The sequence below is a fragment of the Geodermatophilus sp. CPCC 206100 genome, from assembly GCF_048569675.1.
Taxonomy (GTDB): Bacteria; Actinomycetota; Actinomycetes; order Mycobacteriales; family Geodermatophilaceae; genus Geodermatophilus.
In genome coordinates, this window is sequence record NZ_JAQISV010000031.1 from 42668 (window position 1) to 67604 (window position 24937).

A 24937-nucleotide genomic window follows, 5' to 3' on the forward strand; every position below is an offset into this window, starting at 1 on the left:
TCCCTCCAGGGTCCGCTGGGCCGCGGCGGGACACCGCGGCCCGACGGCGCGTCGCCGCGGGCCAGAGGGCCCGGCGGGACGGGCCGTTGGGCCCTCGTCAGTGCAGGCCCCACCCGGTGAGGACGGACCGGCGGTGCTCGTGCCCGAGGATGCCGTAGGAGCCGGCCGGGAGCGCGAACAGGGCGCCGGCCGCCGGTTCGAGGCCCAGCCAGCGGGCGGTCAGGACCCGCAGCACGTGCCCGTGGGCGACCAGCGCCACGTCCCCGCCGTCGAGCCTGGCCCGGGCCCTCGCCAGCACGCGGTCCACCCGGACGCCGACGTCGGCCAGCGTCTCCCCGGGGGTCGCCCCGGGGGTGGGGCCGTCGACCCACACCGACCACGTGCGACCCAGCTCCTCGCTGATCTCCGCCGTGGTCCGCCCCTCGTACGCCCCGTAGTCCAGCTCGACGAGGTCCTCGTCGGTGCCGGTCGGGGTCAGCCCGGCCAGCTCGGCGGTGCGGCGGGCGCGTTGCCGCGGACTCACCCACACCTCGGTGAACGTGCGGTCGCGGAGGGCGTCGGCCAGGCGGCGGGCCTGCTCCTCGCCCTCCGGCAGGAGCGGCAGGTCGGTCACGCCCGTGTGCTGGCCGCTGAGGCTCCACTCCGTCTGGCCGTGCCGCACCACGACGATCTCGCCCACCGGGCCTCCCGACTGTCGCGGCCGGCCCGGTCGGCCGGCCGCCGGAAGGGTCTCACCGGCGCGGGGGCGCCGCCCGGGGAGGACCTCAGCGCCAGCGGCGCAGCGTCCCGATCCGGACCCGCCGCCGCGGCGGGCGGTCCTCGACCCGCCGCGCGGTGCGCACCTCGTGCGGCGCCACCGCCCGGCGGCTCCCGGCGGCCGCGGGGGCCGGTGGCACCGGCAGCGACCGGTTCGGGGTCGGCCGGGGGCCGGCCGGCAGCACCGGGTCCTGGCCGCCGAGCGGCCCGTCCAGCTCCAGCCGGCCGGCCAGGCCCGAGGTCCGGACCAGGCGGCGGGTGGCGGCCGGGGCGCCGACCACCCGGCAGGAGCGGCCGGTGGGGGAGACGGCGTCGCTGAACCGGGTCAGGGCGTGCAGGCACGTGCCGTCCCAGAAGCGGACGCCGGCGACGTCCACCACGACCCGGCGGGTGCCCAGCTCCGCCGCCTCTTGGAGCGCGCTGGTCAGGCGGTCGACGGTCGAGACGTCGGCGTCACCGGAGAGCCGGACGACGACCTGGTCGGGAGCGGGGACGAGCGAGATCTGCAGGTGCGGCACGGGAACTCCGGCGGGTTGTGCAGCGACCGCCTGCGGCTTCGAGCGGTTGGTCCCGACGCTAGCGCCGGTCAGCGCCGGTCACAACACGGAGTCCACGATCCACTGCGCTGCGCTCTGGCGTGTCGCGCCCGGGCCGCCGGGCGGTCCGGTCCCCGCGGGCCGCACGATGGTGGCGTGGACGCCGACGACTTCCGCCAGGTCAGGGACGCCGTGCGGCAGCTGGTGCGCGAGGTCGTCGTCCCGCTCGAGGAGCGGATCGAGACCGAGGACCGCATCCCCGACGAGCTGCGCGCCCGCGCCGCGGAGATGGGGCTGTTCGGGTACGCGCTGCCCGAGGAGTACGGCGGCCTGGGCGTCACCATGGCCGAGGACGTCGAGCTGGCCCTCGAGTTCGGGTACACGACCCCGGCGTTCCGCTCGCTGTTCGGCACCAACAACGGCATCGCCGGCCAGGTGATCGCCCGGTTCGGGAGCCCGGAGCAGAAGGCGCGGTACCTGCCCGGGATGGCCGACGGCTCGCTGATCGGGTCCTTCGCCCTCACCGAGGCCGAGGCCGGCTCCGACCCCGCCGGGCTGCGCACCACCGCCCGGCGGGACGGCGACGGCTGGGTGGTCGACGGGGTCAAGCGCTACACCACCAACGCCCCGCTGGCCGACCTGTTCGTCGTCTTCGCTCGCAGCGACCCCGCGGAGCGTGGCGGCCGGGGCATCTCCAGCTTCGTCGTCGACGCCGGCACGCCCGGGGTCACCGTCGGCCCCAAGGACGCGAAGATGGGCCAGGCCGGGGCCTGGACGGCGGAGGTCGTCCTGGACGGCGTGCGCGTGCCGGCCGAGGCGCTGGTCGGCGAGGAGGGCCGGGGTTACGCGAAGGCGCTGACCGTGCTCTCCCGGGGCCGGCTGCACATCGCCGCGCTGTGCGTCGGCATGGCCCAGCGGGTCCTGGACGAGTCGGTCGCGTACGCGGCCACCGCCCGGCAGGGCGGCGCACCGATCGGCCGCTTCCAGCTGGTGCAGGCCCACCTGGCCGACGTGCACGCCGAGCTCCTGGCCGGCCGGAGCATGGTGCGCGACGTCGCCGCGCGCTACGACAGCGGCGAGGACACCTCGATCGGCCCGTCGTCGGCCAAGCTCTTCTGCAGCGAGATGGTGGGCCGCGCGGTCGACCGCGCGGTCCAGGTGCACGGCGGGCTGGGCTACCTGCGCACCACCCCGGTCGAGCGCTTCTACCGCGACGCGCGCCTCTACCGCCTCTACGAGGGCACCAGCGAGGTGCAGCGGGTGATCATCGGCGGCGGGCTGCTGCGCGACGCCGGCATGCCGCGGGGTTAGTCCGCCCGCGGGCCGGGCGCGTTGGCCGGGTCGCCGGCGGGGTCGAGCTCGGCTCCGCCGGCGGGCTGCAGCAGCGGGCCCGGCGCGCCCTCGCCGCGGCCGAGCGCGGCGACGAACTGCCGCAGCACGTCGTCACCCCGGTGGCGCGGCGCCCAGTCGAGCAACCGGCGCGCCCGCGCGCTGTCGAGGGCGGGCGCCTGGGTGCCGATGTCCAGCCACCCGGGCTCGGTCGGGACGAGGCGGGCGTGGAAGGCCGTCGCGAGCGCGGTGCGCAGCACGAAGGCGGGCACCGGGATCCGCACGGTGCCCAGCGCGCGGGCGAGGGCGTCGGCGTCCATCGTCGGCTCGGCGGCGAGGTTGAACGGGCCCGGTGCCCGGCGGTCGAGGATCCGCCCGAGCGCGTCGGCGACGTCGTCGGCGTGGACGAAGCCGACGTACACCGACGGCAGCGGCAGGGGCAGCACCTTCGCCAGCGGCTCGGGGACCAGTCGCGCGGCGCCGAACAGCAGCGGCCCGAGGAAGTAGCGGCCGATCTCGCTGCTCGCCTCCGGCTGCAGCACGAGGGTGGGGCGGACGACGGTGAGCGTGGTGTCCTGCCGCCGGCCGACGACGTCGCGCACCACCTGCTCGGCCTGGGACTTGTCGCGGCTGTACTGCGCGCTGGGGATGCCGGTGGTCGGCCAGTCCTCGGTCACCGCCCGCTGACCGGCGCCGGCGGCGTAGGCGCCGAGGGAGGACATGTGCACCACGTGGCCCACGCCCGCGGCCACCGCCGCGCGGACCACCCGGCGGGTGCCGTCGACGTTCACCCGGGCCAGCCGCTCGGGCTGCCGGCCCGGCTGCAGTGCCCAGGCCAGGTGGACGACGGCGTCGGCGCCGTCCAGGAACCGGGTGAGGACGTGCTCGCTGCGGGTCTCCCCGAGGTCGGCCTGGTGCCACTGGACGCCGTCGTAGGGAGCCCCCTCCGGCGGCTGTCGCCGAGCCAGGCCGCGCACCTCGGCCACCCCGCTGCCCGGCGCGGTCAGCCGGCGCAGCAACGCCGTCCCGACGTTGCCGGTGGCGCCGGTGACGGCCACGCGCAGTCCCTGGAGGTGGTCCCGGGTCAGTTCTGCCATGCAGGGCCGCTACCCGCAGGACGGCGGTCTACCCGGAGCCGCCCGACGGGGGCGCGGAGCCGGTCGCGCGGCACGCCGCAGCGGCTACGGTCCCGCCGTGACGCCGAGAGCGCCCACACCCCTCGATCCGGTCACCGCCGCGGTCCTCGACGACCTGCGGCCCTACCTCGGCGCGGTGGGGGCGGTCGCGATGCTGGGGAGCACGGCAGAGGTCGCCGTCCCCGTCGTGCGCTGCCTGCGCCGCCGGTCGGGGGTGCCGGTCGGCCCGGGCCTGGTGAACCTGGCCAGCGGGATCGTCGCGCTGGGGGTGGCGCACCACGTCCGCCGGCGCCCGGGGGAGTGGCAGCGGTGGCAGCGCCGGCGCATCCCGCGGTGGGCGTGGCTCGCGGGCCTGGTCCACCTGACCCTGTCCCCGGCGGTGGCGGCCTGGGGGGACCGCGGGGTGATCCGGCCCGGACGGTCCCCGCTGTGGGCCGGACTCGTCTCGCCCGTCGGGCTGCTCCGGATCGCGCTGGGTCTCGTGGCCTACACCCGCGTGTGCCGGGCGAGGGCCGCGGGGACGAGACCGGGTGCCGGGGGAGCGCTCAGCTGATCCCGGCCTCGCGAGACCGGTTCCGGACGGAGGAGCGCGCTGTGACCGAGAGCCTGGCCGTCGCCGCCTGCGGCCTGCTGCTGCTCGCTGCCGCCTTCCAGTTGGCGCTCACCGCCGGGGCGCCGTGGGCGGCCGCCGCCTACGGCGGCCGGGCGGCGCGGTCCGACGGGCGGCTGCCGGGCAGGTACCGGGCCGCCAGCCTGGTCGCCGCCGTCGTCCTGGTCGGGATCGGCTGGCTGCTGCTCCTCCGCGGCGGTGTGGTGGGCTCCGCGTCGGAGAGCCCGGCGCTCACCGTGGCGTGCTGGGGGCTCGCCGTGCTCTTCGCGGTGAACACCGCGGGCAACCTCGCCGGCCGGCACCCGCTGGAGCGCTGGGGCATGGGCGGGCTCACCGCGTGCCTCACCGTGCTGTGCGTCCTCCTCGCCCTCGGCTGACCGGCACCCGCCGCGTCCCCTCCAGGCGTCCACCCACGGCTGCTACCGGGCTCAGGCCCCGCTGAGTCCGCGGACGGCGAGGGAGACGGCGAGGGCGGTCATGACGACGGCGATGCTCCCGTCGAGGACCCGCCATGCGGCCGGGCGGGCGAACACCGGCCGGAGCAGGCGGGCGCCGAAGCCGAGGCCGGTGAACCAGATGACGCTGCCGATCCCGGCACCGGCGGCGAACTGCCACCGGTGCTCGCCGTACGTCGAGGCCATCGACCCCAGCAGCACGACCGTGTCCAGGTACACGTGCGGGTTGAGCCAGGTCAGCGCCAGGCAGGTGCCCACGGTGAACGCGAGACCGGTGCGTGCGCCGGCGGCGTCCGGGAGCAGCGCACCCGGACGCAGCGCCCGTCGCGCGGCCAGCGCGCCGTAGCAGAGCAGGAACGCGGCCCCGGCGAAGCACACGACCGGGATCAGCCACGGCACCCGGGACAGCGCTGCGCCGGCGCCGAGCACCCCGGCGCCGATGAGCGCGAGGTCGGAGAGCGCGCACACCGCCACCACCGCGGCCACGTGCTCGAGGCGCAGTCCCTGGCGCAGGACGAAGGCGTTCTGGGCGCCGATCGCGACGATCAGCCCCATGCCGAGCGCGAGTCCGGACGCCACGGCCAGCAGGGCGGGGGTCGTCAGCACCCCATCGACGGTAGGAACCCGACGGACCGTCGTCCAGCTCATGATCCTGAGGCATCGTTAGCATCCCTTCATGGAGCTGGACCTCGGCCAACTGCGGGCGCTGGACGCCACCGTCCGCGGAGGCACGTTGGAGGCGGCCGCCCGCGCACTGCACGTCACGCCGTCGGCGATCAGTCAGCGGCTGCGCGCGCTGGAGGTCGCGACCGGCCGGATCCTGCTGGTGCGGACGAAGCCGGTGCAGGTCACCGAGTCCGGACAGGCGGTGCTGCGCCTCGCCCGGCAGGTCGACCTGCTCACCGCCGACGTCGCCCGCGAGCTCGGCGGCGACCCGTCGCCCGAGCCCGTCCCCACGCTGCCGGTCGCGGTCAACGCCGACTCCATGGCCACCTGGGTGCTGCCCGCGCTGGCCGCACTGGGCGGCGACGTCTGCTTCGACCTGCACCGGGAGGACCAGGAGCACACCAGTGCCCTGCTGCGGGCCGGCGCGGTCATGGCGGCGGTGACCGCGGAGGCCGAGCCGGTGCCCGGCTGCACCTCCACCCGGCTGGGTGGCATGCGCTACCGGCCGATGGCCACCCCCGGCTTCGCGCAGCGCTGGTTCCCCGCCGGCCCGACCGCCGAGGCGCTCGCCCGCGCGCCGGTCGTCGTCTTCGACCGCAAGGACGACCTGCAGCACCGCTACCTGCACGCGCGGGCCGGTGCCGGCGTCGCTCCGCCCGTGCACCACGTGCCGGCCTCGGCGGACTACGTCGCCGCCGTCGCCCTCGGTCTGGGGTGGGGCATGGTGCCTGACCTGCAGGCGCGCGGCGTTCGGGCGGAGCTGCTCGTCCTCGACCCGGCCGGCGCGGTGGACGTCGTCCTGTACTGGCAGCAGTGGCGGCTGCGCTCGGCCACGCTGGACCGGGTCCGCGAGGCCGTGCTGGCCGCCGCCCGCCGCGAGCTGGACCAACCGGGCACCGCCCGGAGCTGACCGCCCCCGACGAGGTCAGTCGCCGAGGACGCCGGCCATGAGCCGGCGCGCCCGCCGCCCCTCCGGCACCGGCAGCAGGGGGTGCACGTGGACCAGGCCGGGTTCCTCGTGGTGGTCGACCGGGACGCCGGCCGCCCGGGCGCGGCCGACCAGCAGCCGGGTGTCCGGGCTGGTGATGTCCCGGGTGCCGCTGAAGACCGTCAGCGGGCCGAGCCCGGCCAACTCCCCGAACAGCGGGCTGACCATCGGGTCCTTGACCGGCAGGTCCCCTCGCCACAGCTCGATCGCGGCCCGGGTGCCGGGCCGGGCCAGCCACGGGTCCTGCGGCTCGACGAGGTCGATCTCGGGATTGGCCAGGGTCAGGTCCAGCGCTGGTGAGACGAGCACCGTCCGGTGCAGCGGCGGCACCCCCCGGTCGCGGAGGAGCTGGACTGCGGACAGCGCGATCTGCCCGCCGGCCGAGTCGCCCAGGACGGCGACCTGCCCGGCGCCGTGCCGGTCGACCAGCGCGGCGAGCAGGTCGGCGACGGGGGGCACGACCGTGGCCGCGGTCCCGACGGGCGCCAGCGGGTAGATCGGCACGGTGATCGCGGTGCCGCTGCGCGCGGCGAGCCCGGCGACCAGCCGCCAGTGCAGCGGGTGGATCTGGTTGACCCAGGCACCGCCGTGGACGTAGACGGCGGCACGGGTCGCCGTGCGGGAGCGCGGCAGGACGCGGTACACCGGCCAGCCGGTGTCGTGGCGGACGTCGACCTCGATCTGCACACCGCGCAGTCCCCGCGGCGGCCCGTAGGGGACGGGCCGTACCTGGCGGTCCCGGACGCCGCGCAGCATGACCTCCGGGTCGGCGAACTCGCGCCGGGCGCCGAGGAGGCGGAACAGCGGGGGCAGGAGACGGCTGACGGTGCTCGGCATGGGGTGTCACGTCCCCCGGTGCCGCCGGTTCCACTCACGGAGTCGGTCGGCGGCCTCACGGCTCGTCGACCGTGGACGGCTCGGCGTTGACCGCGATCGTGCGCCGCAGACGTCGGCGTCGGCGGACGATCCACCAGGCCCCGAGGGTCCAGGCGGCGACGCTGACCCAGTTCACGTCCTCGGGCCGACCGCTGAGGACCCGGTGGACCAGCCAGGCGAACACCGCCGATGCCCAGCACACGACCGGCGCCAGCACCAGCCGGCGAGTGCGCGGGTTCCGCGGTCCTCGAACGGCCTCCTGCTCCAGCAACCGGGTGGCCCAGTCGACGGCCGCCCGGCGCAGGCGGGGCTCGTCGAGTGGCCGGCCGCGGGGCACCTCGGTGGCGATGCGTGCTGCCTCGGCGGCCGACAGCCGGTGGCGCTGTACGAGGTCACGCCACGGGTCGGGCACCGCCGAGCCCCGGAGCCGGCCCCAGAACCGCCGTCCCCCGACCCACCACGCCAGCAGTGGCAGGCCGACGGCGATGGTGAGCGCGGCGATCAGCGCGGCGGTCACCGGACCGACCTTGCGCGGGGTTCCCCAGCTCCGGCCGCGAGTGCCGTGCCGGATCACCCGTTCGCGTGACGCACGAGGGTCGACCGGGCGGCGCCCACCCCGTCGAGCGACTCGCTCGGGTGGACGGCGACCCGGCACACTGCTCCCGACACGGAGGTGCAGCCATGAGCGTCGTCATCGGCATCGCGGTGGTGCTGGCACTCGTCCTCGGAACCGCCCTCGCCGTCCGCCTGCCCCGCACCGAACACCGCCAGTGGGGCGCCGGTCACGTCGACCGGAACCAGTACGACACCCGGCTCGCGCCGCCCTCCACCTCGACCGCCGCCGGCAGCGCCTGGGGCGGCGGCGGGGGCTGGGGCGGCGGCGCTGCCTGCTGAGGGACGGAGCGCCGCGGCGGGCGTTGCGCCGGCGTCAGCTCAGCTGGCGCAGCGTGCCGAGGTCGTCCGCGGTCACCCACACCTCCCGGATCCGGCCGTCGACCCAGCGGTACACCGAGAACTCCTGCGTGCGGACCACCCGCCCGGTCGCCGGCACGCCCAGCCAGGGTCCCCGGTGGGTCCCGGTGTCGACGAAGTGCGCCGACACCCAGGGGTCGTCGACCAGCAGGTGCCGGAGGTCCCAGCGGTAGTCGGGGAACGCGCGCACCACGGCCGTCAGGCCCTCGGCGTAGTCGGCCAGCCCCTGGCGCTCCCCGTTCACCTCGAGCTCCTCGGCGACGAACTCGCCCAGGTCGTCGAAGCGGTGTGCGTTGCACAAGGCGTTGTAGCGGCGGTAGCGCTCGGCGAGGCCGCCGGGTCCGGCCGTCGTCACCGCGTCAGGACGTCGTCGCGGGCGTCGATCTCCTCCAGCGCCTGACCGCGGTGCTCCGGCAGCGCCCACGAGGCGACCGCGGTCAGGACGAAGCAGGCGGCGAAGGTGCCGAAGACCAGCCCGTTGCCGCCGGCGTCCAGGAGCGGCGGCACGCACAGGGGCGCGAGGATCGAGGCGATCCGGCCGAAGCCGGCGGCCGCGCCCGAACCCGTGCCGCGCAGCGCGGTCGGGTAGACCTCCGGCGTCACCGCGTACACCGCGCCCCAGGCGCCGAGGTTGAAGAACGACAGCACCATGCCGGTGACGAGCACGGCGGTCTCGCCGTCGGCCAGCGCGAACAGGCCGGCCCCGACGGCGGAGCCGAGGAGGAAGACGACCAGCGTCGGACGGCGTCCCCACCGCTCGATGAGCACCGCGGCCGCGGCGTACCCCGGCAGTTGGGCCAGCGTGATGAGCAGGGTGAAGCCGAAGGAGCGGACCAGGGAGAAACCGGAGGCCACCAGCAGGGTGGGCAGCCAGATGAACGCGCCGTAGTAGGCGAAGTTGATGCCGAACCACACGGCCCAGAGCGCCGCCGTCCGGCCGCGGGTGCCGCGGGCCCACAGCGCCCGGGGGCCTGGCGGTGCCGTCGGCTCCGGCGGCGTCGAGGGCACCGGCGCCACCCCGGCGGCGGACTCGAAGCGGCGCACCGCGGCCTCGGCCTCCTCCACGCGGCCGCGCAGTTCCAGGAAGCGCACCGACTCGGGCAGTCCGCGGCGCACCACGACGGCGTAGACCGCCGGCACCGCCCCCAGCGCCAGCGCCCACCGCCACCCGGCGTCGCTCCGGGGGACGACGAAGTAGCCGATGAGCGCGGCCATCAGCCAGCCGACCGCCCAGAACGCCTCGAGCAGGACGACGACCCGGCCGCGCACCCGCGCCGGCGCGTACTCGCTCACCAGGGTGGAGGCGACCGGCAGCTCCGCGCCCAGCCCCAGGCCGATGAGGAAGCGGAACACCAGCAGCGCGCCCACCGACCACGACAGCGCCGCCGCGCCGGTGGCCACGCCGAAGACCAGCAGGGTCAGCGCGAACACCTGCCGGCGGCCGATCCGGTCCGCGAGCAGGCCGCCCAGCGTGGCGCCGAGGGCCATGCCGACGAAGCCGATGGAGCCGATCCAGGACAGCTCGGTGGGCGTCAGCGACCACTGGACCGCGAGCGCGGCCATGACGAACGAGATGAGGCCGACGTCCATCGCGTCCAGCGCCCACCCGAGACCGGAGCCGACCACCAGCCGGCCGTGCTGGCGGGTGAACGGCAGGCGGTCCAGTCGTCGGGCCCGGGACAGCGAGTGCGTCGTGGCGTCGGTGGTCATCGCGGCGCTGCCTACCCCTGGCGGCGCGCGATCACGCGAGGTCAGCCGCCGTCGTCCTCGCCGTCGGTCGCGTCCTCGAGTTCCTGCTCGGCGTCGTCCACGCCCTCCTCGACCTCCTGCTGGACGCCGTCGTCGACGACGTCCTCCCCGCAGCCGGCGGCGGTGAAGGAGGCGAGGGCGATCGCGACGCCGGCGGCCGCCGAGCGCCAGCGGGGACGGAGGGTACGGATCGGTGTCGACATCGGGACTCCCTCGGTCGTCGGGCTCCGACCAGGGAGGGGTGCCCGGTGGAGCGACCGGTCATGCGCCCCGGCCGACGTGGCCGCACCCGGGCGCCCGCACGGGTGGCCAGCTCGGTAACCCGTCGGTTACGGTGACGCTGGGGTTCCCCAGGCGGGAGGAGTGGGGGATGCGGTCCTACGAGGCGACGGCGACCATCGCGGCGGCACCGGAGGAGGTGTGGCGGCTGCTGGTCGACGGCCGGACCTGGCCGTCCTGGGACTCCGGCGTCACCGCCGTCGAGGGCGCGATCGCGCCCGGCGGGACGGTGCGCATCCGCACCGAGGCCGCGCCCGGGCGGGCGTTCCCGGTCCGGGTGACCGCGTTCGAGGCGCCGTCCCGGCTGGAGTTCACCGGCGGGATGCCGCTGGGCCTGTTCCGCGGTGTCCGGACCCACACGCTCACCCCGGACGGCGCGGGCACGCACTTCCGGGTGCGCGAGGAGTACAGCGGCCCGCTGCTCGGGCTGGTCTGGCGGTCGATGCCGGACCTGCAGCCCTCCTTCGACCGGTTCGCCGCCGGGCTCAAGGACCGCGCCGAGTCGGGCGCCTGACCGTGGGCGCCCCGGCGCGCGACCCCTTCGAGGCCCTCGGCGACCCCACCCGCCGGCAGATCCTGAGCCTGCTCGGGCAGGGCGGGCGCTCGGTGGGCGAGCTCGCGCGGGACCTCCCGGTCAGCCGGCCCGCCGTCTCCAAGCACCTGCGGCTGCTCAAGGAGGCCGGTCTGGTCGTCGAGGAGCCGCGCGGCACCCGGCGCATCTACCGCCTGCAGGAGCAGGGGCTCGCGGCGGTCCAGGAGTACCTGGAGCGGGTGTGGGGCGAGGCCGCGGCCCGGTTCCGGTTGGTCGCGGAGAACACGGAGCCGGGCACGTGACCGAGCCGCTGCGGTTCGGCTTCGACGTCGCCTGCCCGGTGGCCCACGCCTTCGCCGTCTGGACCGCGGGCATCGGCACGTGGTGGCCGGCCGACCACACCGTCAGCGGCGAGGACGGGTTGCGCGTGGTCCTCGAGGGCCGCGTCGGCGGGCGCGTCTACGAGCGGACGGCGGCCGGCGTCGAGCACGACTGGGGCGAGGTGACGGTGTGGGAGCCGCCGTCCCGGCTGGCCTACCGGTGGTTCCTGCGCGCCGACCGGGCCGACGCCACCGACGTCGAGATCCGCTTCACCGCCGCCGGCGAGGACGGCACCCGGGTCGAGATCGAGCACACGGGGTGGGAGCGGCTCGGCACCCGCGGTCCGGCCTGGCGCGAGCGCAACACCGGCGGCTGGACGACGCTGCTGCCGCACTTCCGGGCGGCGGCCTCTGAGCGCCGGGTCAGCGCACCAGCATCCCGGCGTCCACCGGCAGCGCCACCCCGGTGATGTAGCGAGCCTCGTCGGAGGCGAGGAAGGCCACCGCGGCGCTGACGTCCTCGGGCTGGACCAGCATGACGTCGAGCAGGTTGGCCACGTCGTCGGCCGGCTTGGCCGGGGTGTCGATGCTGCCGCCGAACAACGCCTCCACGGCGGGGTTGAGCACCATCGGCGTCGCGACGCCGGAGGGGTTGACGCAGTTCACGCGGATGCCGTGCGGCGCCAGCCAGTTCGCCCACGTGCGCATCAGCCCGACGACGCCGTGCTTGCTCGCCACGTAGCCGTCGCCCCCGCCGGAGCCGTCGCCGCCGCGGCCGGTCAGCCCGAACGCGGAGCTGGTGAGGACGACGGCGCCGCCCCGGCCCTGCTCGACGAGCACCGGCGCCGCGGCCTGGACGGTGTTCCACACGCCGCCGAGGTTCACGTCCAGCTGGTCGCGGAAGGCCTCGGCGGAGGGGGCTTCGGGCCTCATCAGCCCGATGCCGGCGTTGGCCAGCACCACGTCGAGCCGGCCCAGCTCGGAGACCCCCTCGCGCACCGCCGTCCCGAGGGCCGCGGCGTCCCGGACGTCGACCTCCGCGGTCACCACCCGGCGGCCGAGGTCCCGCACCAGACGGACGGTCTCGGCCAGGTCGTCGGGGGTAGCCAGGTCGTAGGCGACCGTGGCGATCGGCGCGCAGCGGTCCACCGCGATGACGTCGGCGCCCTCGCCGGCCAGCCGCAGCGCGTGGCTGCGGCCCTGCCCGCGCGCCGCCCCGGTGATGAACGCGACCTTTCCGTCGAACCGTGCCACGAGCCCTCCTCGATCCGGTGTCCCACGGGTCATGACCTCCGGAGCGGCCCGGGGTCATCGGCGATCGGTGCGTACACCGCCCGGGCCTGCTCGACCACGTCGAGCAGGTCGGCCAGCTGCTGGTCCCTGCGGTCCGGGGCGAACCGCCCGTGCGCGGTACCGAGCCCGGCCAGGGCGTCGAGCGCGGCGAGGCACCAGCGGGCCGACGCCGCCCGCGCCGTCCGCCGTCCGTCGGCGTCGACGTACACCGGTGAGGTGGTGGCGAAGACCGGCGCCCCGGCCGGGTCGTCGCCGCCGTGCGCCGCCGCGGTCAGCCACAGGCCGCCGGCCACCGGCACCTCGGTGACCAGGTCCGCGCCGCCGGTCGCGGCCAGCACGCCGTCGGGCCCGTGCAGCTCGAGCCGGTCGACCGGCCCGGTGACGGTCGCCCGCACGCGCAGCCGGTCGCCGTCGGCGCGGTCGAGCACGGCGCCCGGGCCCGCGCCGTCGACCTCCAGCGTCAGCCACGGCCCGTTGGTGACGACGGTCCGCCCCGCACGGACGGCCGCGGTGAACGCCCGCGCCGACAGCGGCTCGTCCCCGAGCAGCGCGTAGACCCGGACCCAGCCGGGCGGGTTCGACGCGGTGCCGGGCCCGTGCGAGAAGGACAGGAAGGTGTCGGTGCCCGCCGTGGCGGTCAGCCGCAGCCCGCAGTTGAGCAGGTGGTGCCAGAGCACGACGGCACCGCGGTCGTCGAAGCAGGAGCCGACCTCGAGGGTGTCCACCAGGCCGAGGGCGGCGTCGGCGACGAGCTCGCGGGCCTCCACCGTGCGCTGCGGGGCGTACAGCGCGGCGACGTCCTCCAGGGGTGAGGAGACGGGGTGGGCGTAGGTGGTCAGCCCCCCGAGGTCGCGCAGCTGCCGGCAGGCCGCGGCGTTGGGCGGCCAGTCCCACGGGGCGTCGGAGCCCTCGTGCCCGGTGTGCAGCAGCGCCGGGACGCCGGTCAGCCCGAGCCCGTGGACGTGGCCGAGCAGGTCGTTGCGGAACTCCAGCCCGGCCAGCGCCGTCGTCCCGCCGGACCACAGCTCCTGCCCGGCGGTCGCCTCCAGCAGCTCGCGGTCGTAGACGAGCGAGCCGCCGAGGTTGCCCGCGGTGAGGTGCAGCAGGTGCAGGCCCTCGCCGGCCTGCATGCGGGCGGCGTCGGCCGGGGTGAGGACGGAGTCGCCGCTGTAGTCGAGGTGGACGTGCAGGTCGCCGCCGTACCAGCCGGCCGCCGCGGGGTCGCAGCGGCGCGGGGCGTCCCAGACGACCTCGGCGCACTCCCCGGGCCCGACGTCGAGGTCGTACTCGGTCCGGTCGTACTCCAGCCCGCGGGCGGCGGACACGTGCAGGGCGCCGGCCGGCACGGCCACCTCGACGGTGGCCGCGTGGAAGAAGGGCCGGTGGGCGGCGTCCCACTTGTGCGGCACCCCGTCGGCGAACCACGCGCCGCCGGTCGCGTCGGTGACCGACCAGCGGGCGCAGTGCGGTGCGCGCAGCCGCAGCGTCGCAGCCGGGCGCTCCGCCACCGGCCGCACCTCCAGCAGGCGATCGCCGCACCGGACGGTCACGGTGGGGGAGCCCGGGTCGACGTCCACGGTCTGCAGGCCGGTGCCGCCGGCCGGCACCGGGACCGGGTGGCCGGCGACGTCCACGACGAGGTCGGACGCGGCGGCCGAGTCGACGACGACGTCCACCGGGACCGGGGAGCCGGCCAGCCCCGGCCGCGGCGGACCGGTGCGCACGGCCGGGGTCCCGTCTGCGTCCACGGTGACCAACACGAGCCCGGCCGGGACGTCGGAGCCGACGGCGGCCCGCACCGCGGCGCCCCAGTCGCCGGTGGCGGCGAACCCGTCGAAGGCGGGGCCCAGCAGGGAGAACCGGGCCCAGCGGAAGAAGTCGGGGAGGGACTCCTCGCCCCAGCCCCACCCCTGGGTCTCCTGCAGCCTGCGGTAGCGCGCCTGCATCTCCACGACCGCCGGAGGGAGGTCGAGGACCCGGTCCCCGCCGCAGCACATGGGCCCACCGTGGCAGCGGGGCGGCCTCCCCACCAGCGGCGGGAGCGTCGTCCCCCTCGCGAGCGGAGTGGCTCGGGTGCGGAACCCGCTCCCGAGCCACTCCGCTACCGCGTCCAGTCGGTGACGTGCGCGGGCGTCTCGATGCCGGCGGCGAGGTCCGGCGCCGGGACGGGCGGGCCCGGGACGGTGGACAGCGGCAGCACCCCGGCCCAGTGCGGCCCGTCGAGGTCCTCGGCGTCGTCGTTGGGCGGCCCGCTGCGCGCCTTGAGCGACACCTCGGCCAGCGGCAGCCGCAGCACGGTGGTCGCGGCCAGCTCCCTGCGGTCGGGCGCGCGGGTGCCCGCCGTCCGCCCCGGGACGACGGCGTGCACCAGGGCGTCGAGCGCGGCGGTCTGCTCCGCGGGGTCGGTGACCACCTCCGCCGTCCCGTGCACGACGACCGACCGGTAGTTCACCGAGTGGTGGAACGCCGACCGGGCCAGCACGAGCCCGTCGACCAGGGTCACCGTGACGCAGACGTCCAGGCCGCCGTCCCGGGCCGCCAGGAGCGCGCGGGCGCCGGTGGAGCCGTGCAGGTACAACGTCTCGTCGACGCGGGCGTGCAGCTGGGGGAGGACCACCGGCCGGCCGTCGACGACGAAGCCGACGTGGCAGACGACGGCCTCGTCGAGGACGGCGTGCACGGCGGCGCGGTCGTAGGACACCCGCTCCCGCGAGCGGGTCGGTGCGGTGCGGGGGCTCGGTGCGTACTCCACCCGCCCATCCTCGCCGGTCCCCGGCGTGGGCCGCTGGGAGTTCCCGGCACGCCGCTCAGCCGTGCTCCCGGACGTGCGCGACGACGAGGGCGGCGGTCCGCTCGGGCGCCAGCTCGGGGATCCAGTGCGTCACGCCCGCCAGCACCTCCAGGCGGTAGGGCGCGTCGACGAAGCGGGCGGTCTCCTCGGTGGCGGTCCGCCCGAGGAAGGCGTCGCGGTCGCTCCACAGGTGCAGGGTCGGCACCCGCACCGTGCCGACCGGGTCCCGCGGGTAGGACGGCAGCGCGCGGTACCAGGAGATCGCCGCGGCGAGCGCGCCCGGCTCCCGCATCCGGCGCACGTAGTGCTCGCACACGTCCCGTGGCAGCTCGCTGCGCAGGAACAGGCGCCGCAGCGGCTCCCCGCCCGCGACCAGCAGCAGCCGCTCGGGGAGGAAGGGGACCTGGAACAGGCCCATGTAGTAGGACCGCAGCAGCTGGTCGCTGGTGACCAGGGCCTTGGCCATCGCCGCCGGGTGCGGGACCGACAGCGCGGTCAGGGTGCGCACCCGGTCGGGGTGCCAGGCGGCCATCGCCCACCCCACGACCCCGCCCCAGTCGTGGCCGACGACGTGCGCGCTGTCGAGGCCGGCCTCGTCGAGCAGCGCCAGCACGTCGCCGGTGAGCTCGCGCAGCCGGTAGGCCGAGCGGGCGGTCGGGCGGGCGCTGGGGGAGTAGCCCCGCTGGTCGGGGGCGAGGGTGCGCAGGCCGGCGGCGTGCAGGTCGGTGGAGACCGCGGTCCAGGCGGCAGCGTCCTGGGGGAAGCCGTGCAGCAGCACGACCGGGGCGCCGTTGCGCGGCCCGCCGTCCCGGACGTCGAACACCATGCCGTCGCGCCGGAAGCCGTCCATCCGCGCAACCCTGCCCCCGGCGCGACGCCCGGCGCCAGTCCGGCCGGTGTCCACCGTCCGGGCGGCAGGGGCTGGCGCGGGACCCCCTCGCCGGGACAGGGTGGGTGTGATGACCACCACAGCCGACCCGCGGGCCGTCGCCGACACCGTGACCGATCCCGAGCTGCCGCTGCTCACGCTCTCGGACCTCGGGGTGCTCCGGGACGTGCACGTCGGGCCGACCGGGACGGTCGTGGTCGAGCTGACGCCCACCTATCCGGGCTGCCCGGCCATGGGCACGATGCGCGCCGACCTGGTCCGGGCCCTGGCGGAGGCGGGCTTCGCCGACGTGGAGGTCCGGACCGTTCCGGAGCCGGCCTGGCGCACCGACTGGATCACCGCAGACGGGCGCCGCAAGCTCGTGCAGGCCGGCATCGCGCCACCCGCGCCCGGGCGCCCCGCGGGCCCGGTCGCGCTGGAGGAGCCGGTCGCGGTCCCGCAGGCGGTGTCCTGCCCGCTGTGCGGATCGGCGGACACCGAGGCGCTCAGCGAGGTCGGGTCGACGGCCTGCAAGGCGCTGCGCCGCTGCCGTGGCTGCGCCGAGCTCTTCGAGCACCTCAAGGAGGTGTGAGGGCCCCGGTCAGGCCGGCGGCTCCGGACCGCGGTGGCGCAGGGTCCGGGCGAGCAGCCGCTTGGCCGTCCGCAGCTCGGCGTCCCGGTCCCGGTCCGGCTCCGGGTACCCGCGGGTGAGGAACCCGTCGGTGAGCGTGAGCACCCAGCGCGCGGCGGTCGCCGAGGGCATCCCCGGATCGGCCAGGCCGGCGGCGCGGAGCCGGTCGAGGAGCTCGGCGATGCCCCGCATCATCCGGCGGTCCCCGTCGGCGACCAGGCCGGCGACCTCGGGGTCCCGGTGCGCCTGGGCGAGGATCTCCACGATCAGCCCGGTCACGACCGGGTGGGCCGCCTCCGCCGCGAGCCGGTCGACGATGCCCATGAGCGCCGCCCACGGGTCCTCGGCGTCCCGCGCCGCGGCGAACGCCTCGTCCCAGTCCGCCCGGTCCGCCTCGAACATCGCGAGGAAGACCGCGCGCTTGGACGGGAAGTAGTGGAACAGCGCCCCGGTGGAGATCCCCGCCGCCCGGGCGATGTCGGCGGTCGTCGTCCGCGCCAGGCCCTTGGTGGCGAACAGGTCGAGCGCGGCCCCGACGATCTCCAGCCGGCGCTGCTGGTGCCGCTCGGGGTCAACGGTGCGCATCCACCTCATCTTCTCCCGGGGACGCCTCCCGGCTGCCGGGGCCCCGCGCGCCGCGCCGCTTCCGGCGGACCTCCCGCACCGCCAGGACGACGGCGACCAGCACCGGGCCCCAGAACTTCGCCGTGGCCAGCACCGCGGCCAGCCAGCCGGGCGGCGAGACGTCGGGCAGGTCGGGCCAGTCGACGTCCGGCCAGGGGATGGACGGCAGGTCCGGCCACGGGATGTCCGGCCAGTCGATGCGGGGGAGGAGCCCGGCCAGCCAGTCGAGCAGTGGGCGCAGCACGGTCCGCAGCAGGACGGCGAGGCCGAGCAGGCCCAGCAGCACGCGGCCGACGGCCAGGACGACGTGGCGGGTGGCCCACAGCCGGGGGTGACGCTCCTCGAGGTGGCGCAGCCGGGCGGCCAGGGTGCCGGGCGCCGGGTCGAACGGGTGCCGCTCGGCGGTGGCGAGGTCCAGGGCCCGCCGGGCGCCGGCCGGGAGGTCGTCGCGGTCCGGGGCCCCGCCGTCCGGGGGCTCGTCGCCCGGGGTCTCGTCGTCCTCCCCGGGGGGGCGGGGGACGAGCAGCACGGCGCGCGTGACGACGCCGGGCAGCGGGGTCAGCACGAGCACGGTGGGGGCCGGCTCCGCCGTGCCCGGGAGCGGCAGCAGGACCTTCCCGACGCCCGTGCCCGAGGCCACCGGCGCGCCGTTCCGCAGCAGGCCGGCCTCCGTCCGCAGCCCGCGCCGCTCGGCGCGGACCTCCAGCGTCCCGTCCTGCCATGCCAGCCGGGGTCCGGTCATGGACCCATAATCAGACCGACCGCTCGGTTTATCAAGCTCTCAGCGGTTCCCGGTCTCATCCGGGACGATGGGGGCGTGACGGCCACCTCGGAGGAGCTCATCGTCCTCGTCGACGACGACGGGACGGCGATCGGCACGATGCCCAAGCCGCTGGTGCACCACGGCGAGACGCCGTTGCACCGGGCGTTCTCCGCCTACCTCTTCGACGACGCCGGCCGGCTGCTGGTGACCCGGCGGGCCGCGGGCAAGCAGACGTTCCCCGGCATGTGGACCAACACCGTGTGCGGCCACCCGGGCCCCGGGGAGGGCGACGCCGCGGCCATCGCCCGGCGGGCGGCGTTCGAGCTCGGCCTGCAGGTGGACGGGCTGCGCGACGCGCTGCCGGCCTACCGCTACCGGGCGGAGTTCCGGGGGGTCGTCGAGAACGAGGTCTGCCCCGTCTACCTGGGCCGGTTCACCGGCACCCCCGCGCCGGACCCGGACGAGGTCGGCGAGTGGGAGCTGCTGGAGTGGACGGAGTTCCGGCGGCGCCAGGGAAGCGACGACGCGGACGCCTGGTCGCCGTGGTGCCGGGAGCAGGCCGACCTGATCGAGGCCGCCGGGCTCGCCCCGCTCTGACCGGCCGTCGCCCACCCGGCAGGGACGTCGGGTGACGACGGGGGCACGGGGAGTGTCAGCCGCTCGGGAGGCCGGTGTCGCTACGCGGGGCCCGCCGACACGCCCCCTAACTTCCGCCGCATGGAGCGCCGACGGTTCTTGCTGTTCCTCGCCGCGGGACTGACGGGGGCCGCGGTGGCGCGCGGCACCGCGGACCTGGTGGAGCCCGAGCGCGCCGCGGCCGCTCCGCCCCTGCCGGCCGCGGACGCCGAGCCGCTCGTGCCCGCGGTGGGCCGGCCGCTGGACCCGCCGGTGGGGGCCGTCGACCAGCTGCCCGGCGACGGGACCTCGCTGGCGCTCACGATCGACGACGGCACCAGCTCCGAGGTGGTCGCCGCGTTCTGCACGTTCGCCGCGGACACCGGCGTCCGGCTGACCTTCTTCCCGAACGGGCGCTACCGGTCGTGGGAGGAGAACGGGGACCTGCTCCAGCCGCTGATCGACTCGGGGCAGGTGGCGATGGGCAACCACACGTGGTCCCACCCGGACCTCACCACGATCGGCGACGACCAGGTGGCCGAGGAGATCGGCCGGAACCGCGCGTGGCTGGCCAGCACCTTCGGCGTCCGCGAGACGCCGTTCTTCCGGCCGCCGTTCGGCGCGCACGACGACCGGACCGACCGGATCGCCGCCGAGGCGGGGCACCCGACCATCTGCCTGTGGAACGGCACGCTGGAGGACCACCGGCCGATCTCCGAGGCGGAGCTGATGGCCGCGGCCCGCGAGTGGTTCGCCGCCCAGGCGATCATCGTCGGCCACGCCAACCAGCCGACCGTCACCCGGGTCTACGACCAGCTGGTCGAGCTCATCCAGGAGCGCGGGCTGCAGACGGTGACCCTCGCCGACGTGTGGGCCGCGCCGAGCCTGGCGCGGGCGGGCGCGACCTCCGGGAGCGCCGCCCTCGCCTGAGGCGTCCTCGACCTGCGGCGGCGCCTGTTCTGGACCAGGCTGGCTCCCGACACGCACGGCGCGCAGACGGAGGAGCGGATGGTCGACAGCGGGACGTTGGTGGGGCGGGTCGCCCTGGTCACCGGCGGGGCGAGCGGGCTGGGGCGGGCGACCTGCCTGGCGCTGGCGGAGGCCGGCGCGCACGTGGCGGTCGCCGACATCGACCCGGCCGGCAGCGAGACCACGGCGAAGCTGGTGGCCGAGGCCGGCGGCTCGGCCGACGTCGTCCCGCTCGACGTCACCGACGACGCCAGCCGCCGGGAGGTGGTCGCGCAGCTGTTCGACGCCCACGGCGACGCCTTCGACGTCCTGGTCAACGTGGCCGGCATCGACCGGCCCGGCTACGTCACCGACATCGACCTGGCCGACTACCAGCGGGTGATGGCGGTCAACTGCGAGGGCCCGGTCTTCCTCACCAGCGAGTTCGTGAAGCGGGTGCAGCACCTGCCCGAGGGCCGCACCGCCGACGTGGTGCACATCGTGTCGCTGTCGGCGATCACCTCGGGCAGCGGCGCCATCGCCTACAACGGCTCGAAGGCCGGCTTCCTCAACGCGACCCGGTGCATCCAGCGGGAGCTGCGGGAGAAGGCGGTCAGGGCCGACGACGGCACCGAGCGGCCGTTCCCGTGCCGGGTGCAGGCGCTCATCCCGGCCGCCATGGACACGCCGATGATGGAGCAGTGGGGCATCCCGTCGCACCTGATGATGCCGCCGTCGGCCGTGGCCGAGATGGTGCGCTACCTGGTCACCCTGCACCCCGCGGCCTTCGTGCCCGAGATGCAGATCGTGCCCCGGCTCGAACCCGACTTCCCCCGTTGATGCGGCCGATCCGGTGCTCGGCAAGAGGAGGCGCGGCATGAGTTCCACCGTCCCCGACGACCCCACCCCCGACAGCGCGATGGCCTCCGGCTCCGATGCCGGCGAGCCGGGCGGCCACCTCGGCCCGGGCGACCTGGCCCCGGACGAGGAGCGGCTGCTGGCCGCGCTCGAGCGCGACGCCGGCGGCTCGCCGACCCCGGAGGAGACGACCGCCCTGGTGCGGGCGGCCGAGGACGAGGCGCCGCTGCCGGCCGAGGGCGGCGAGCAGGACGACGGGCTCAGCGCCCGGTTCACCGCCCCGCCGGAGGTCGACTAGCCCCGCAGGCGGACGGCGACCAGCGCGACGTCGTCCTCGCCGCCCTCGGGCAGCAGCCGGGCCAGCACCTCGTCGCAGACCTCCTCGACCGGCCGCCCGCGCAGGGCGGCCAGCTCGACGGCGAGCCGGTCGACGCCGTCGTCGAAGACCTGGTCGCGGCGTTCGACGAGCCCGTCGGTGTAGAGCAGCAGGGTCGACCCCGGGGCGAGCAGCACCTCCGACTCGGGCCGGACGGCGGTCGGGTCCACGCCGAGCAGCAGCCCGGCGCGCGGGCCGGTCAGCACCCGCGTCATGCCGTCCGGCTCCACCACCAGCGGCGGCAGGTGCCCGGCGCTGGCCCACCGCAGCCGGGTGCCGCCGGACGCCGGCTCGGGCACCAACCGGCCGACGAGGACGGTGGCCATCGAGTGCAGGCCGAGGCCGGCGACCGCGCCGTCCAGGCGGGTGAGGACGGCGGCCGGCCCGTCCGCGCTGTCGTAGGCGATGCCGCGCAGCACGCCGCGCAACTGGGCCATGTCCGCGGCGGCCTCGGTGTCGTGGCCGACGACGTCGCCGATCACCAGCACCGTGGAGCCGTCCGGCTGCTCGAACACGTCGTACCAGTCGCCGCCGATCTGGGCCTCCTGGGTGGCGGGCACGTAGCGGACCGCGACCGCCAGGTCGCCCCGCTGCGGCGGCGCGGTGAGCAGGCTGCGCTGCAGGGTCTCCGCGGCGCGGACCTGGCTGCGGCTGCGCGCGTACAGCGCCTCCAGCAGGTGCGTGCGCAGCTCGGCGATCTCGGCGACCTCCTGCGCGGTCCAGGGTTCGGAGCGGTCGCGGACGGTCTCCCGCCAGCGGTCGAAGGACCGGCGCGGGCTGAGCCGGACCTCATCGCCCTCCCGGGCCGCGATCGCCTTGTTGTGCGGGTCGCCGCCCCAGTCGACGGTGCGCACCGCCTCCGCGCGGTGCCAGAGCACGTACTGGCCCTCCGGCAGCGGCACGACCAGGACCCCGCACGCGGGGCCGGCCGCCACGCCGGGCGCGGCCGTCGGCAGGGAGTCGGTCGCGACGACGTCCCGGCCCTGGCCGGCCGCCCAGGCGGCGACCGCCTCGGCCGCCCCCTCGGGCAGCGGCACGCCGCGGGTGCCGGTCTGCCGCTGCAGGCTGAGCACCACGCCGTCGGCCGGCAGGAGGTCCAGCAGGCTGGGGGAGCCGAGCAGGGTGTCGGCCAGGGGGCGGTCCTCGTCGAGGGTCGCCGCGGTCAGCCAGGCCAGGGTCGAGCGCACTCGCAGCGCGCGGTGCACCTCGTCCTCCTCGGCGCGGTCGACCAGCCGCAGCGACAGGGTCGAGCCGAGGAACTCCGCGGCGGCGCGGGTGGCGAAGGGCGGCGCGTGCGGGCCGGTGTAGTGGTGGCAGGCGATCAGCCCCCACAGCCGGTCGTCGCGCAGCAGCGAGATCGACATGGACGCGCGGACGCCCATGTTCTGCAGGTACTCGACGTGGATGGGGGAGACGCTGCGCAGCGTCGAGTACGTCAGGTCCAGCGGCGCGCCGGTGGCGGGGAGGTCGCCCGGCCGGAGCGGAGCCGGCACGTAGTCGACGTCGGAGATCAGCCGGATCCAGTTCTTCTCGTACAGGGCCCGCGCCTGCGCCGGGATGTCCGACGCCGGGTAGTGCAGGCCGAGGAAGGAGTTGAGCCCCGGCGCCTTCGCCTCGGCCACGACCTCGCCGTTGTGGTCGGCGTCGTAGCGGTAGACCATCACGCGGTCGAAGCCGGTGAGCTGGCGGACCGCGGAGGCGGTGATGTCGTAGAGCTCCTGCAGCGTCGACGCCCGGTTGAGGTCGCCCACCGTCCCCCGGACCGCCTGGTAGGTGTTCGGGAAGGAGAACGGGCGCGGCCCGTACGCCGGCTCGAGCTCGACCACCAGGGTGGACGTCGGCGACGTGCCCTCCAGAGCTTCCCCGGGGACGGCGCGGTGCAGCAGCGCGTCGACCGGCAGCGGGCTGCCGTCGAGGTCCAGGGTGATCTCCACGGGGTTGCGCTCGCGGAGGTCGCCGAAGGCGCTCGCCGAGCGCGCCACCGCCTCGGCGGGGACGACGCCGAGCACCTCGGTCAGCGGGCGACCCAGGGCGTCGGCCGCCTCGACGCCGACCAGTTCGGCCAGGTTCTCCGACACCTGCTGCACGACCAGGTCCGGCTCGCTCACCGCGAGCAGCACCCCGCGGGGCTGGATGCTGCCCGGGACGTGGATCGGCTCGCGCTCGCAGTTGCTGAGGTCGATCGGCGTCCCGGGCGGCAGCAGCTCCAGGCCCGGTCCGGGGTCGGTCACGCAGCGACCGCCACGGGCGCGCACCACTCGGCGAGCGCGGCGAAGGTCGCGCGGGCGGCGTCGACGACGCGGCCGGCGTCCCCACCGGCGGCGACGTGCTCGCGGGTCACCCGGCGGTAGGCGTGCCACATGGCGCCGGTCTCGCCGCCGTACGGGGAGAACGCGCCCACGCGGACGCCGGGGCCGAGCGTCGGCAGCGTCGCCAGGTGCCGGGAGATGAACGTGCCGCCGAGCGTCGAGCCCTCCAGCACGTAGAGGCGGCCCAGGGCCTGGTCGGTGTCCTCGACCGGCGGCAGGTCGGGGCCGATCCCGGCCGGCGTGCCGGCGTCCAGCGCCTCGAGGTCACGGGCGAACAGGTGCGCCCGGCGGCGGCGGGACCACCCGACGGCCTGCGCGTCGGCCGGCTCGCGGCGGGCCCAGTCGTCCAGCCCGGCCTCGGCCGACCGCCAGAACGCGTGCAGCCGGGTCAGGACGGCGACCAGGCGGTCGCGGTGCAGATCCGGGTCCATGAGCGCCAGGGCGGTCTCCACCTGCTCGTGCGTCCCGGCCGTCGCCGATCGCAGCACCGTGAGGACGTCGGCGCGCCCCGCATCTCGAGGCAACGCCTCTCCTCCCACGTTCATCGGCTACCCGAGAGTAGGTCACCCACACCCCTGCGGCCCGGAGAACGGGTGCAGCAGGCAACCGATCCCGGTCCGCGGTCGCCGGCCGTGCGTCCGTCGCTGGTGGCCGGGCCCGCGGCTGCCTAGCGTCGGGGGCGTCAGGTCCGCGCGACGGAGGTGGCCCGTGCTCTCGCAGAAGGCCCTGCTGCTCGGCGCGTCCCGGCGGCCGGAGCTGCGCCGGCTGGTGACCGGCACGCCCGCGACCCGCCGGGTGGTCGACCGGTTCGTCGCCGGCGAGACCCTCGACGAGGCACTGGTCGTCGTCCGCCGGCTCACCGCGGAGGGCATCGCGGTGACCCTGGACCACCTCGGAGAGGGCGTCACCGACCGGTCCGAGGCGGTGCGCTCGCGCGATGCCTACCTGGCGCTGCTCGACGGCCTGGCCCCGCTCGGCCTGAGGCGTGCGGCGGAGGTGTCGGTCAAGCTGTCGGCGTTCGGCCAGGCGCTGCCCGGAGGCGGCACCGACCTCGCGCTGGAGCTGGTGCGCCCGGTGGCCGAGGCGGCGTCGGCGATCGGCACGACGATCACCCTCGACATGGAGGAGTCGGCCACCGTCGACTCGACGCTCGCCGTCCTGGCCGAGCTGCGCCGCGACCACCCCAGCACCGGCGCCGTCCTGCAGGCCGCCCTGCACCGCACGCTGGACGACGCGCGGGCGCTGGCCGTCCCCGGGTCGCGGGTGCGGCTGGTGAAGGGCGCCTACGACGAGCCGCCCGAGGTCGCCTTCCAGGGCCGCGCCGACGTCGACGCCTCCTACGCCCGCTGCCTCGGCGTCCTCATGGCCGGGCCCGGCTACCCGATGGTCGGCAGCCACGATCCGCGGCTGCTGTCCGTCGCGCAGCGGCTCGCCGTCCGGCACGGCCGGACGGCGGGCTCCTGGGGGGGGGAGGTGCTCTACGGCATCCGCCGCGCCGGCCTGCGCCCGCTGGCCGCGGCCGGCTGCTCCGTGCGCGCGTACGTGCCCTACGGCGTGGACTGGTACGGCTACTTCATGCGCCGCCTGGCCGAACGGCCCGCCAACCTGCGCTTCTTCCTGCGCTCCCTCGCCACCACCTCCTGAACAGGACACCCCC

Annotated in this window: 31 protein-coding genes; 14 read left to right on the top strand and 17 right to left on the bottom strand. The window is 76.5% G+C overall.

Annotated features, from left to right (window positions below; translation table 11 throughout):
• Window positions 1-97: 97 nt before the first annotated feature.
• Window positions 98-679 carry a histidine phosphatase family protein gene (locus tag PGN05_RS15570; protein ID WP_419753469.1) on the bottom strand — a complete coding sequence of 194 codons (582 nt, stop codon included), beginning with the start codon at window positions 677-679 and terminating at the stop codon, window positions 98-100.
• 85 nt (window positions 680-764) lie between these two features.
• Window positions 765-1274, bottom strand: coding sequence for an STAS domain-containing protein (locus PGN05_RS15575; RefSeq protein ID WP_419753470.1), 510 nt, complete (start codon window positions 1272-1274; stop codon window positions 765-767).
• A gap of 174 nt (window positions 1275-1448) precedes the next feature.
• Between PGN05_RS15575 and PGN05_RS15580 the strand changes: the two genes are divergently transcribed.
• The gene (locus PGN05_RS15580) at window positions 1449-2603 is read left to right on the top strand and encodes an acyl-CoA dehydrogenase family protein (RefSeq protein ID WP_419753471.1); all 1155 of its coding nucleotides are present in this window, start codon (window positions 1449-1451) and stop codon (window positions 2601-2603) included.
• Here PGN05_RS15580 and PGN05_RS15585 read toward each other — a convergent pair.
• Complete coding sequence (locus PGN05_RS15585) at window positions 2600-3718, bottom strand: NAD-dependent epimerase/dehydratase family protein (protein ID WP_419753472.1); 1119 nt, start codon at window positions 3716-3718, stop codon at window positions 2600-2602. The two genes, PGN05_RS15580 and PGN05_RS15585, sit on opposite strands and share 4 nt — an antisense overlap.
• Window positions 3719-3815: 97 nt before the next feature.
• Between PGN05_RS15585 and PGN05_RS15590 the strand changes: the two genes are divergently transcribed.
• Window positions 3816-4310 carry a hypothetical protein gene (locus PGN05_RS15590; protein ID WP_419753473.1) on the top strand — a complete coding sequence of 165 codons (495 nt, stop codon included), beginning with the start codon at window positions 3816-3818 and terminating at the stop codon, window positions 4308-4310.
• 41 nt (window positions 4311-4351) lie between these two features.
• Window positions 4352-4744: a hypothetical protein gene (locus PGN05_RS15595; protein ID WP_419753474.1), complete on the top strand. Its 393-nt coding sequence runs from the start codon at window positions 4352-4354 to the stop codon at window positions 4742-4744.
• Window positions 4745-4795: 51 nt separating this feature from the next.
• Here the strand turns inward: PGN05_RS15595 and PGN05_RS15600 are convergent, their stop codons facing one another.
• The gene (locus PGN05_RS15600) at window positions 4796-5428 is read right to left on the bottom strand and encodes a LysE/ArgO family amino acid transporter (protein ID WP_419753475.1); all 633 of its coding nucleotides are present in this window, start codon (window positions 5426-5428) and stop codon (window positions 4796-4798) included.
• Between the two features lie 70 nt (window positions 5429-5498).
• On the opposite strand from PGN05_RS15600, the gene PGN05_RS15605 reads away from it, so the two are divergent.
• Window positions 5499-6398, top strand: a complete 900-nt coding sequence (locus tag PGN05_RS15605) for a LysR family transcriptional regulator ArgP (RefSeq protein ID WP_419753476.1) — start codon at window positions 5499-5501, stop codon at window positions 6396-6398.
• Window positions 6399-6413: 15 nt separating this feature from the next.
• Here the strand turns inward: PGN05_RS15605 and PGN05_RS15610 are convergent, their stop codons facing one another.
• Both PGN05_RS15610 and PGN05_RS15615 read right to left on the bottom strand, forming a co-directional pair.
• On the bottom strand, window positions 6414-7313 hold the full coding sequence (locus PGN05_RS15610; protein WP_419753477.1) for an alpha/beta hydrolase fold domain-containing protein: 900 nt from the start codon (window positions 7311-7313) through the stop codon (window positions 6414-6416).
• A 55-nt stretch (window positions 7314-7368) separates the two neighbouring features.
• The gene (locus PGN05_RS15615; protein ID WP_419753478.1) at window positions 7369-7869 is read right to left on the bottom strand and encodes a hypothetical protein; all 501 of its coding nucleotides are present in this window, start codon (window positions 7867-7869) and stop codon (window positions 7369-7371) included.
• 164 nt (window positions 7870-8033) lie between these two features.
• On the opposite strand from PGN05_RS15615, the gene PGN05_RS15620 reads away from it, so the two are divergent.
• Window positions 8034-8246 (top strand): hypothetical protein, encoded by a 213-nt coding sequence (locus PGN05_RS15620; protein ID WP_419753479.1) that lies wholly within the window; start codon window positions 8034-8036, stop codon window positions 8244-8246.
• Window positions 8247-8280: 34 nt separating this feature from the next.
• Here PGN05_RS15620 and PGN05_RS15625 read toward each other — a convergent pair whose 3' ends face one another.
• The 3 genes from PGN05_RS15625 to PGN05_RS15635 are packed head-to-tail and all read right to left on the bottom strand — an operon-like array spanning window position 8281 to window position 10276.
• Window positions 8281-8679: an ester cyclase gene (locus PGN05_RS15625; RefSeq protein ID WP_419753480.1), complete on the bottom strand. Its 399-nt coding sequence runs from the start codon at window positions 8677-8679 to the stop codon at window positions 8281-8283.
• Window positions 8676-10034, bottom strand: coding sequence for an MFS transporter (locus PGN05_RS15630; RefSeq protein WP_419753481.1), 1359 nt, complete (start codon window positions 10032-10034; stop codon window positions 8676-8678). Before PGN05_RS15630 ends, PGN05_RS15625 begins: the two co-directional genes overlap by 4 nt.
• 41 nt (window positions 10035-10075) lie before the next feature.
• Entirely contained in the window at window positions 10076-10276 is a 201-nt protein-coding gene (locus PGN05_RS15635) for a hypothetical protein (RefSeq protein ID WP_419753482.1), read from the bottom strand.
• Between the two features lie 167 nt (window positions 10277-10443).
• Here PGN05_RS15635 and PGN05_RS15640 point away from each other — a divergent pair, with 167 nt between their 5' ends.
• The 3 genes from PGN05_RS15640 to PGN05_RS15650 are packed head-to-tail and all read left to right on the top strand — an operon-like array spanning window position 10444 to window position 11674.
• Complete coding sequence (locus tag PGN05_RS15640; RefSeq protein WP_419753483.1) at window positions 10444-10866, top strand: SRPBCC family protein; 423 nt, start codon at window positions 10444-10446, stop codon at window positions 10864-10866.
• 2 nt (window positions 10867-10868) lie between these two features.
• Window positions 10869-11186, top strand: coding sequence for an ArsR/SmtB family transcription factor (locus PGN05_RS15645; RefSeq protein ID WP_419753484.1), 318 nt, complete (start codon window positions 10869-10871; stop codon window positions 11184-11186).
• The gene (locus PGN05_RS15650) at window positions 11183-11674 is read left to right on the top strand and encodes an SRPBCC domain-containing protein (protein ID WP_419753485.1); all 492 of its coding nucleotides are present in this window, start codon (window positions 11183-11185) and stop codon (window positions 11672-11674) included. Before PGN05_RS15645 ends, PGN05_RS15650 begins: the two co-directional genes overlap by 4 nt.
• On the opposite strand, the gene PGN05_RS15655 is transcribed toward PGN05_RS15650, so the two are convergent.
• The 4 genes from PGN05_RS15655 to PGN05_RS15670 all read right to left on the bottom strand — a co-directional run bounded on the left by PGN05_RS15655 (window position 11628) and on the right by PGN05_RS15670 (window position 16138).
• On the bottom strand, window positions 11628-12458 hold the full coding sequence (locus PGN05_RS15655) for a mycofactocin-coupled SDR family oxidoreductase (RefSeq protein WP_419753486.1): 831 nt from the start codon (window positions 12456-12458) through the stop codon (window positions 11628-11630). The two genes, PGN05_RS15650 and PGN05_RS15655, sit on opposite strands and share 47 nt — an antisense overlap.
• Before the next feature lie 29 nt (window positions 12459-12487).
• Window positions 12488-14494, bottom strand: coding sequence for a CehA/McbA family metallohydrolase (locus PGN05_RS15660; RefSeq protein WP_419753487.1), 2007 nt, complete (start codon window positions 14492-14494; stop codon window positions 12488-12490).
• 104 nt (window positions 14495-14598) lie between these two features.
• A complete protein-coding gene (locus PGN05_RS15665) occupies window positions 14599-15249 on the bottom strand; it encodes a pyridoxamine 5'-phosphate oxidase family protein (RefSeq protein ID WP_419753488.1) in 651 nt (216 codons plus the stop codon).
• A 55-nt stretch (window positions 15250-15304) separates the two neighbouring features.
• A complete protein-coding gene (locus PGN05_RS15670) occupies window positions 15305-16138 on the bottom strand; it encodes an alpha/beta fold hydrolase (RefSeq protein WP_419753489.1) in 834 nt (277 codons plus the stop codon).
• A 109-nt stretch (window positions 16139-16247) separates the two neighbouring features.
• On the opposite strand from PGN05_RS15670, the gene paaD reads away from it, so the two are divergent.
• Complete coding sequence (gene paaD, locus PGN05_RS15675) at window positions 16248-16748, top strand: 1,2-phenylacetyl-CoA epoxidase subunit PaaD (protein ID WP_419753490.1); 501 nt, start codon at window positions 16248-16250, stop codon at window positions 16746-16748.
• Window positions 16749-16757: 9 nt separating this feature from the next.
• On the opposite strand, the gene PGN05_RS15680 is transcribed toward paaD, so the two are convergent.
• Window positions 16758-17372, bottom strand: coding sequence for a TetR/AcrR family transcriptional regulator (locus PGN05_RS15680; RefSeq protein ID WP_419753491.1), 615 nt, complete (start codon window positions 17370-17372; stop codon window positions 16758-16760).
• The gene (locus tag PGN05_RS15685; protein WP_419753492.1) at window positions 17359-18153 is read right to left on the bottom strand and encodes a hypothetical protein; all 795 of its coding nucleotides are present in this window, start codon (window positions 18151-18153) and stop codon (window positions 17359-17361) included. The genes PGN05_RS15680 and PGN05_RS15685 overlap by 14 nt, the downstream gene beginning before the upstream one ends.
• 75 nt (window positions 18154-18228) lie before the next feature.
• Between PGN05_RS15685 and idi the strand changes: the two genes are divergently transcribed.
• The 4 genes from idi to PGN05_RS15705 all read left to right on the top strand — a co-directional run bounded on the left by idi (window position 18229) and on the right by PGN05_RS15705 (window position 20893).
• Window positions 18229-18771, top strand: coding sequence for an isopentenyl-diphosphate Delta-isomerase (gene idi / locus PGN05_RS15690; RefSeq protein ID WP_419753493.1), 543 nt, complete (start codon window positions 18229-18231; stop codon window positions 18769-18771).
• Between the two features lie 120 nt (window positions 18772-18891).
• Window positions 18892-19719, top strand: coding sequence for a polysaccharide deacetylase family protein (locus tag PGN05_RS15695; RefSeq protein WP_419753494.1), 828 nt, complete (start codon window positions 18892-18894; stop codon window positions 19717-19719).
• Window positions 19720-19797: 78 nt separating this feature from the next.
• A complete protein-coding gene (locus tag PGN05_RS15700; RefSeq protein WP_419753495.1) occupies window positions 19798-20577 on the top strand; it encodes an SDR family NAD(P)-dependent oxidoreductase in 780 nt (259 codons plus the stop codon).
• Window positions 20578-20614: 37 nt separating this feature from the next.
• Complete coding sequence (locus PGN05_RS15705; protein ID WP_419753496.1) at window positions 20615-20893, top strand: hypothetical protein; 279 nt, start codon at window positions 20615-20617, stop codon at window positions 20891-20893.
• Here the strand turns inward: PGN05_RS15705 and PGN05_RS15710 are convergent.
• Both PGN05_RS15710 and PGN05_RS15715 read right to left on the bottom strand, forming a co-directional pair.
• Entirely contained in the window at window positions 20890-23202 is a 2313-nt protein-coding gene (locus PGN05_RS15710) for a SpoIIE family protein phosphatase (RefSeq protein ID WP_419753497.1), read from the bottom strand. The genes PGN05_RS15705 and PGN05_RS15710 overlap by 4 nt on opposite strands.
• Window positions 23199-23804 carry a biliverdin-producing heme oxygenase gene (locus PGN05_RS15715; protein ID WP_419753498.1) on the bottom strand — a complete coding sequence of 202 codons (606 nt, stop codon included), beginning with the start codon at window positions 23802-23804 and terminating at the stop codon, window positions 23199-23201. The genes PGN05_RS15710 and PGN05_RS15715 overlap by 4 nt, the downstream gene beginning before the upstream one ends.
• A 184-nt stretch (window positions 23805-23988) precedes the next feature.
• On the opposite strand from PGN05_RS15715, the gene PGN05_RS15720 reads away from it, so the two are divergent.
• Entirely contained in the window at window positions 23989-24924 is a 936-nt protein-coding gene (locus tag PGN05_RS15720) for a proline dehydrogenase family protein (RefSeq protein WP_419753499.1), read from the top strand.
• The last annotated feature ends 13 nt before the right edge of the window (window positions 24925-24937 follow it).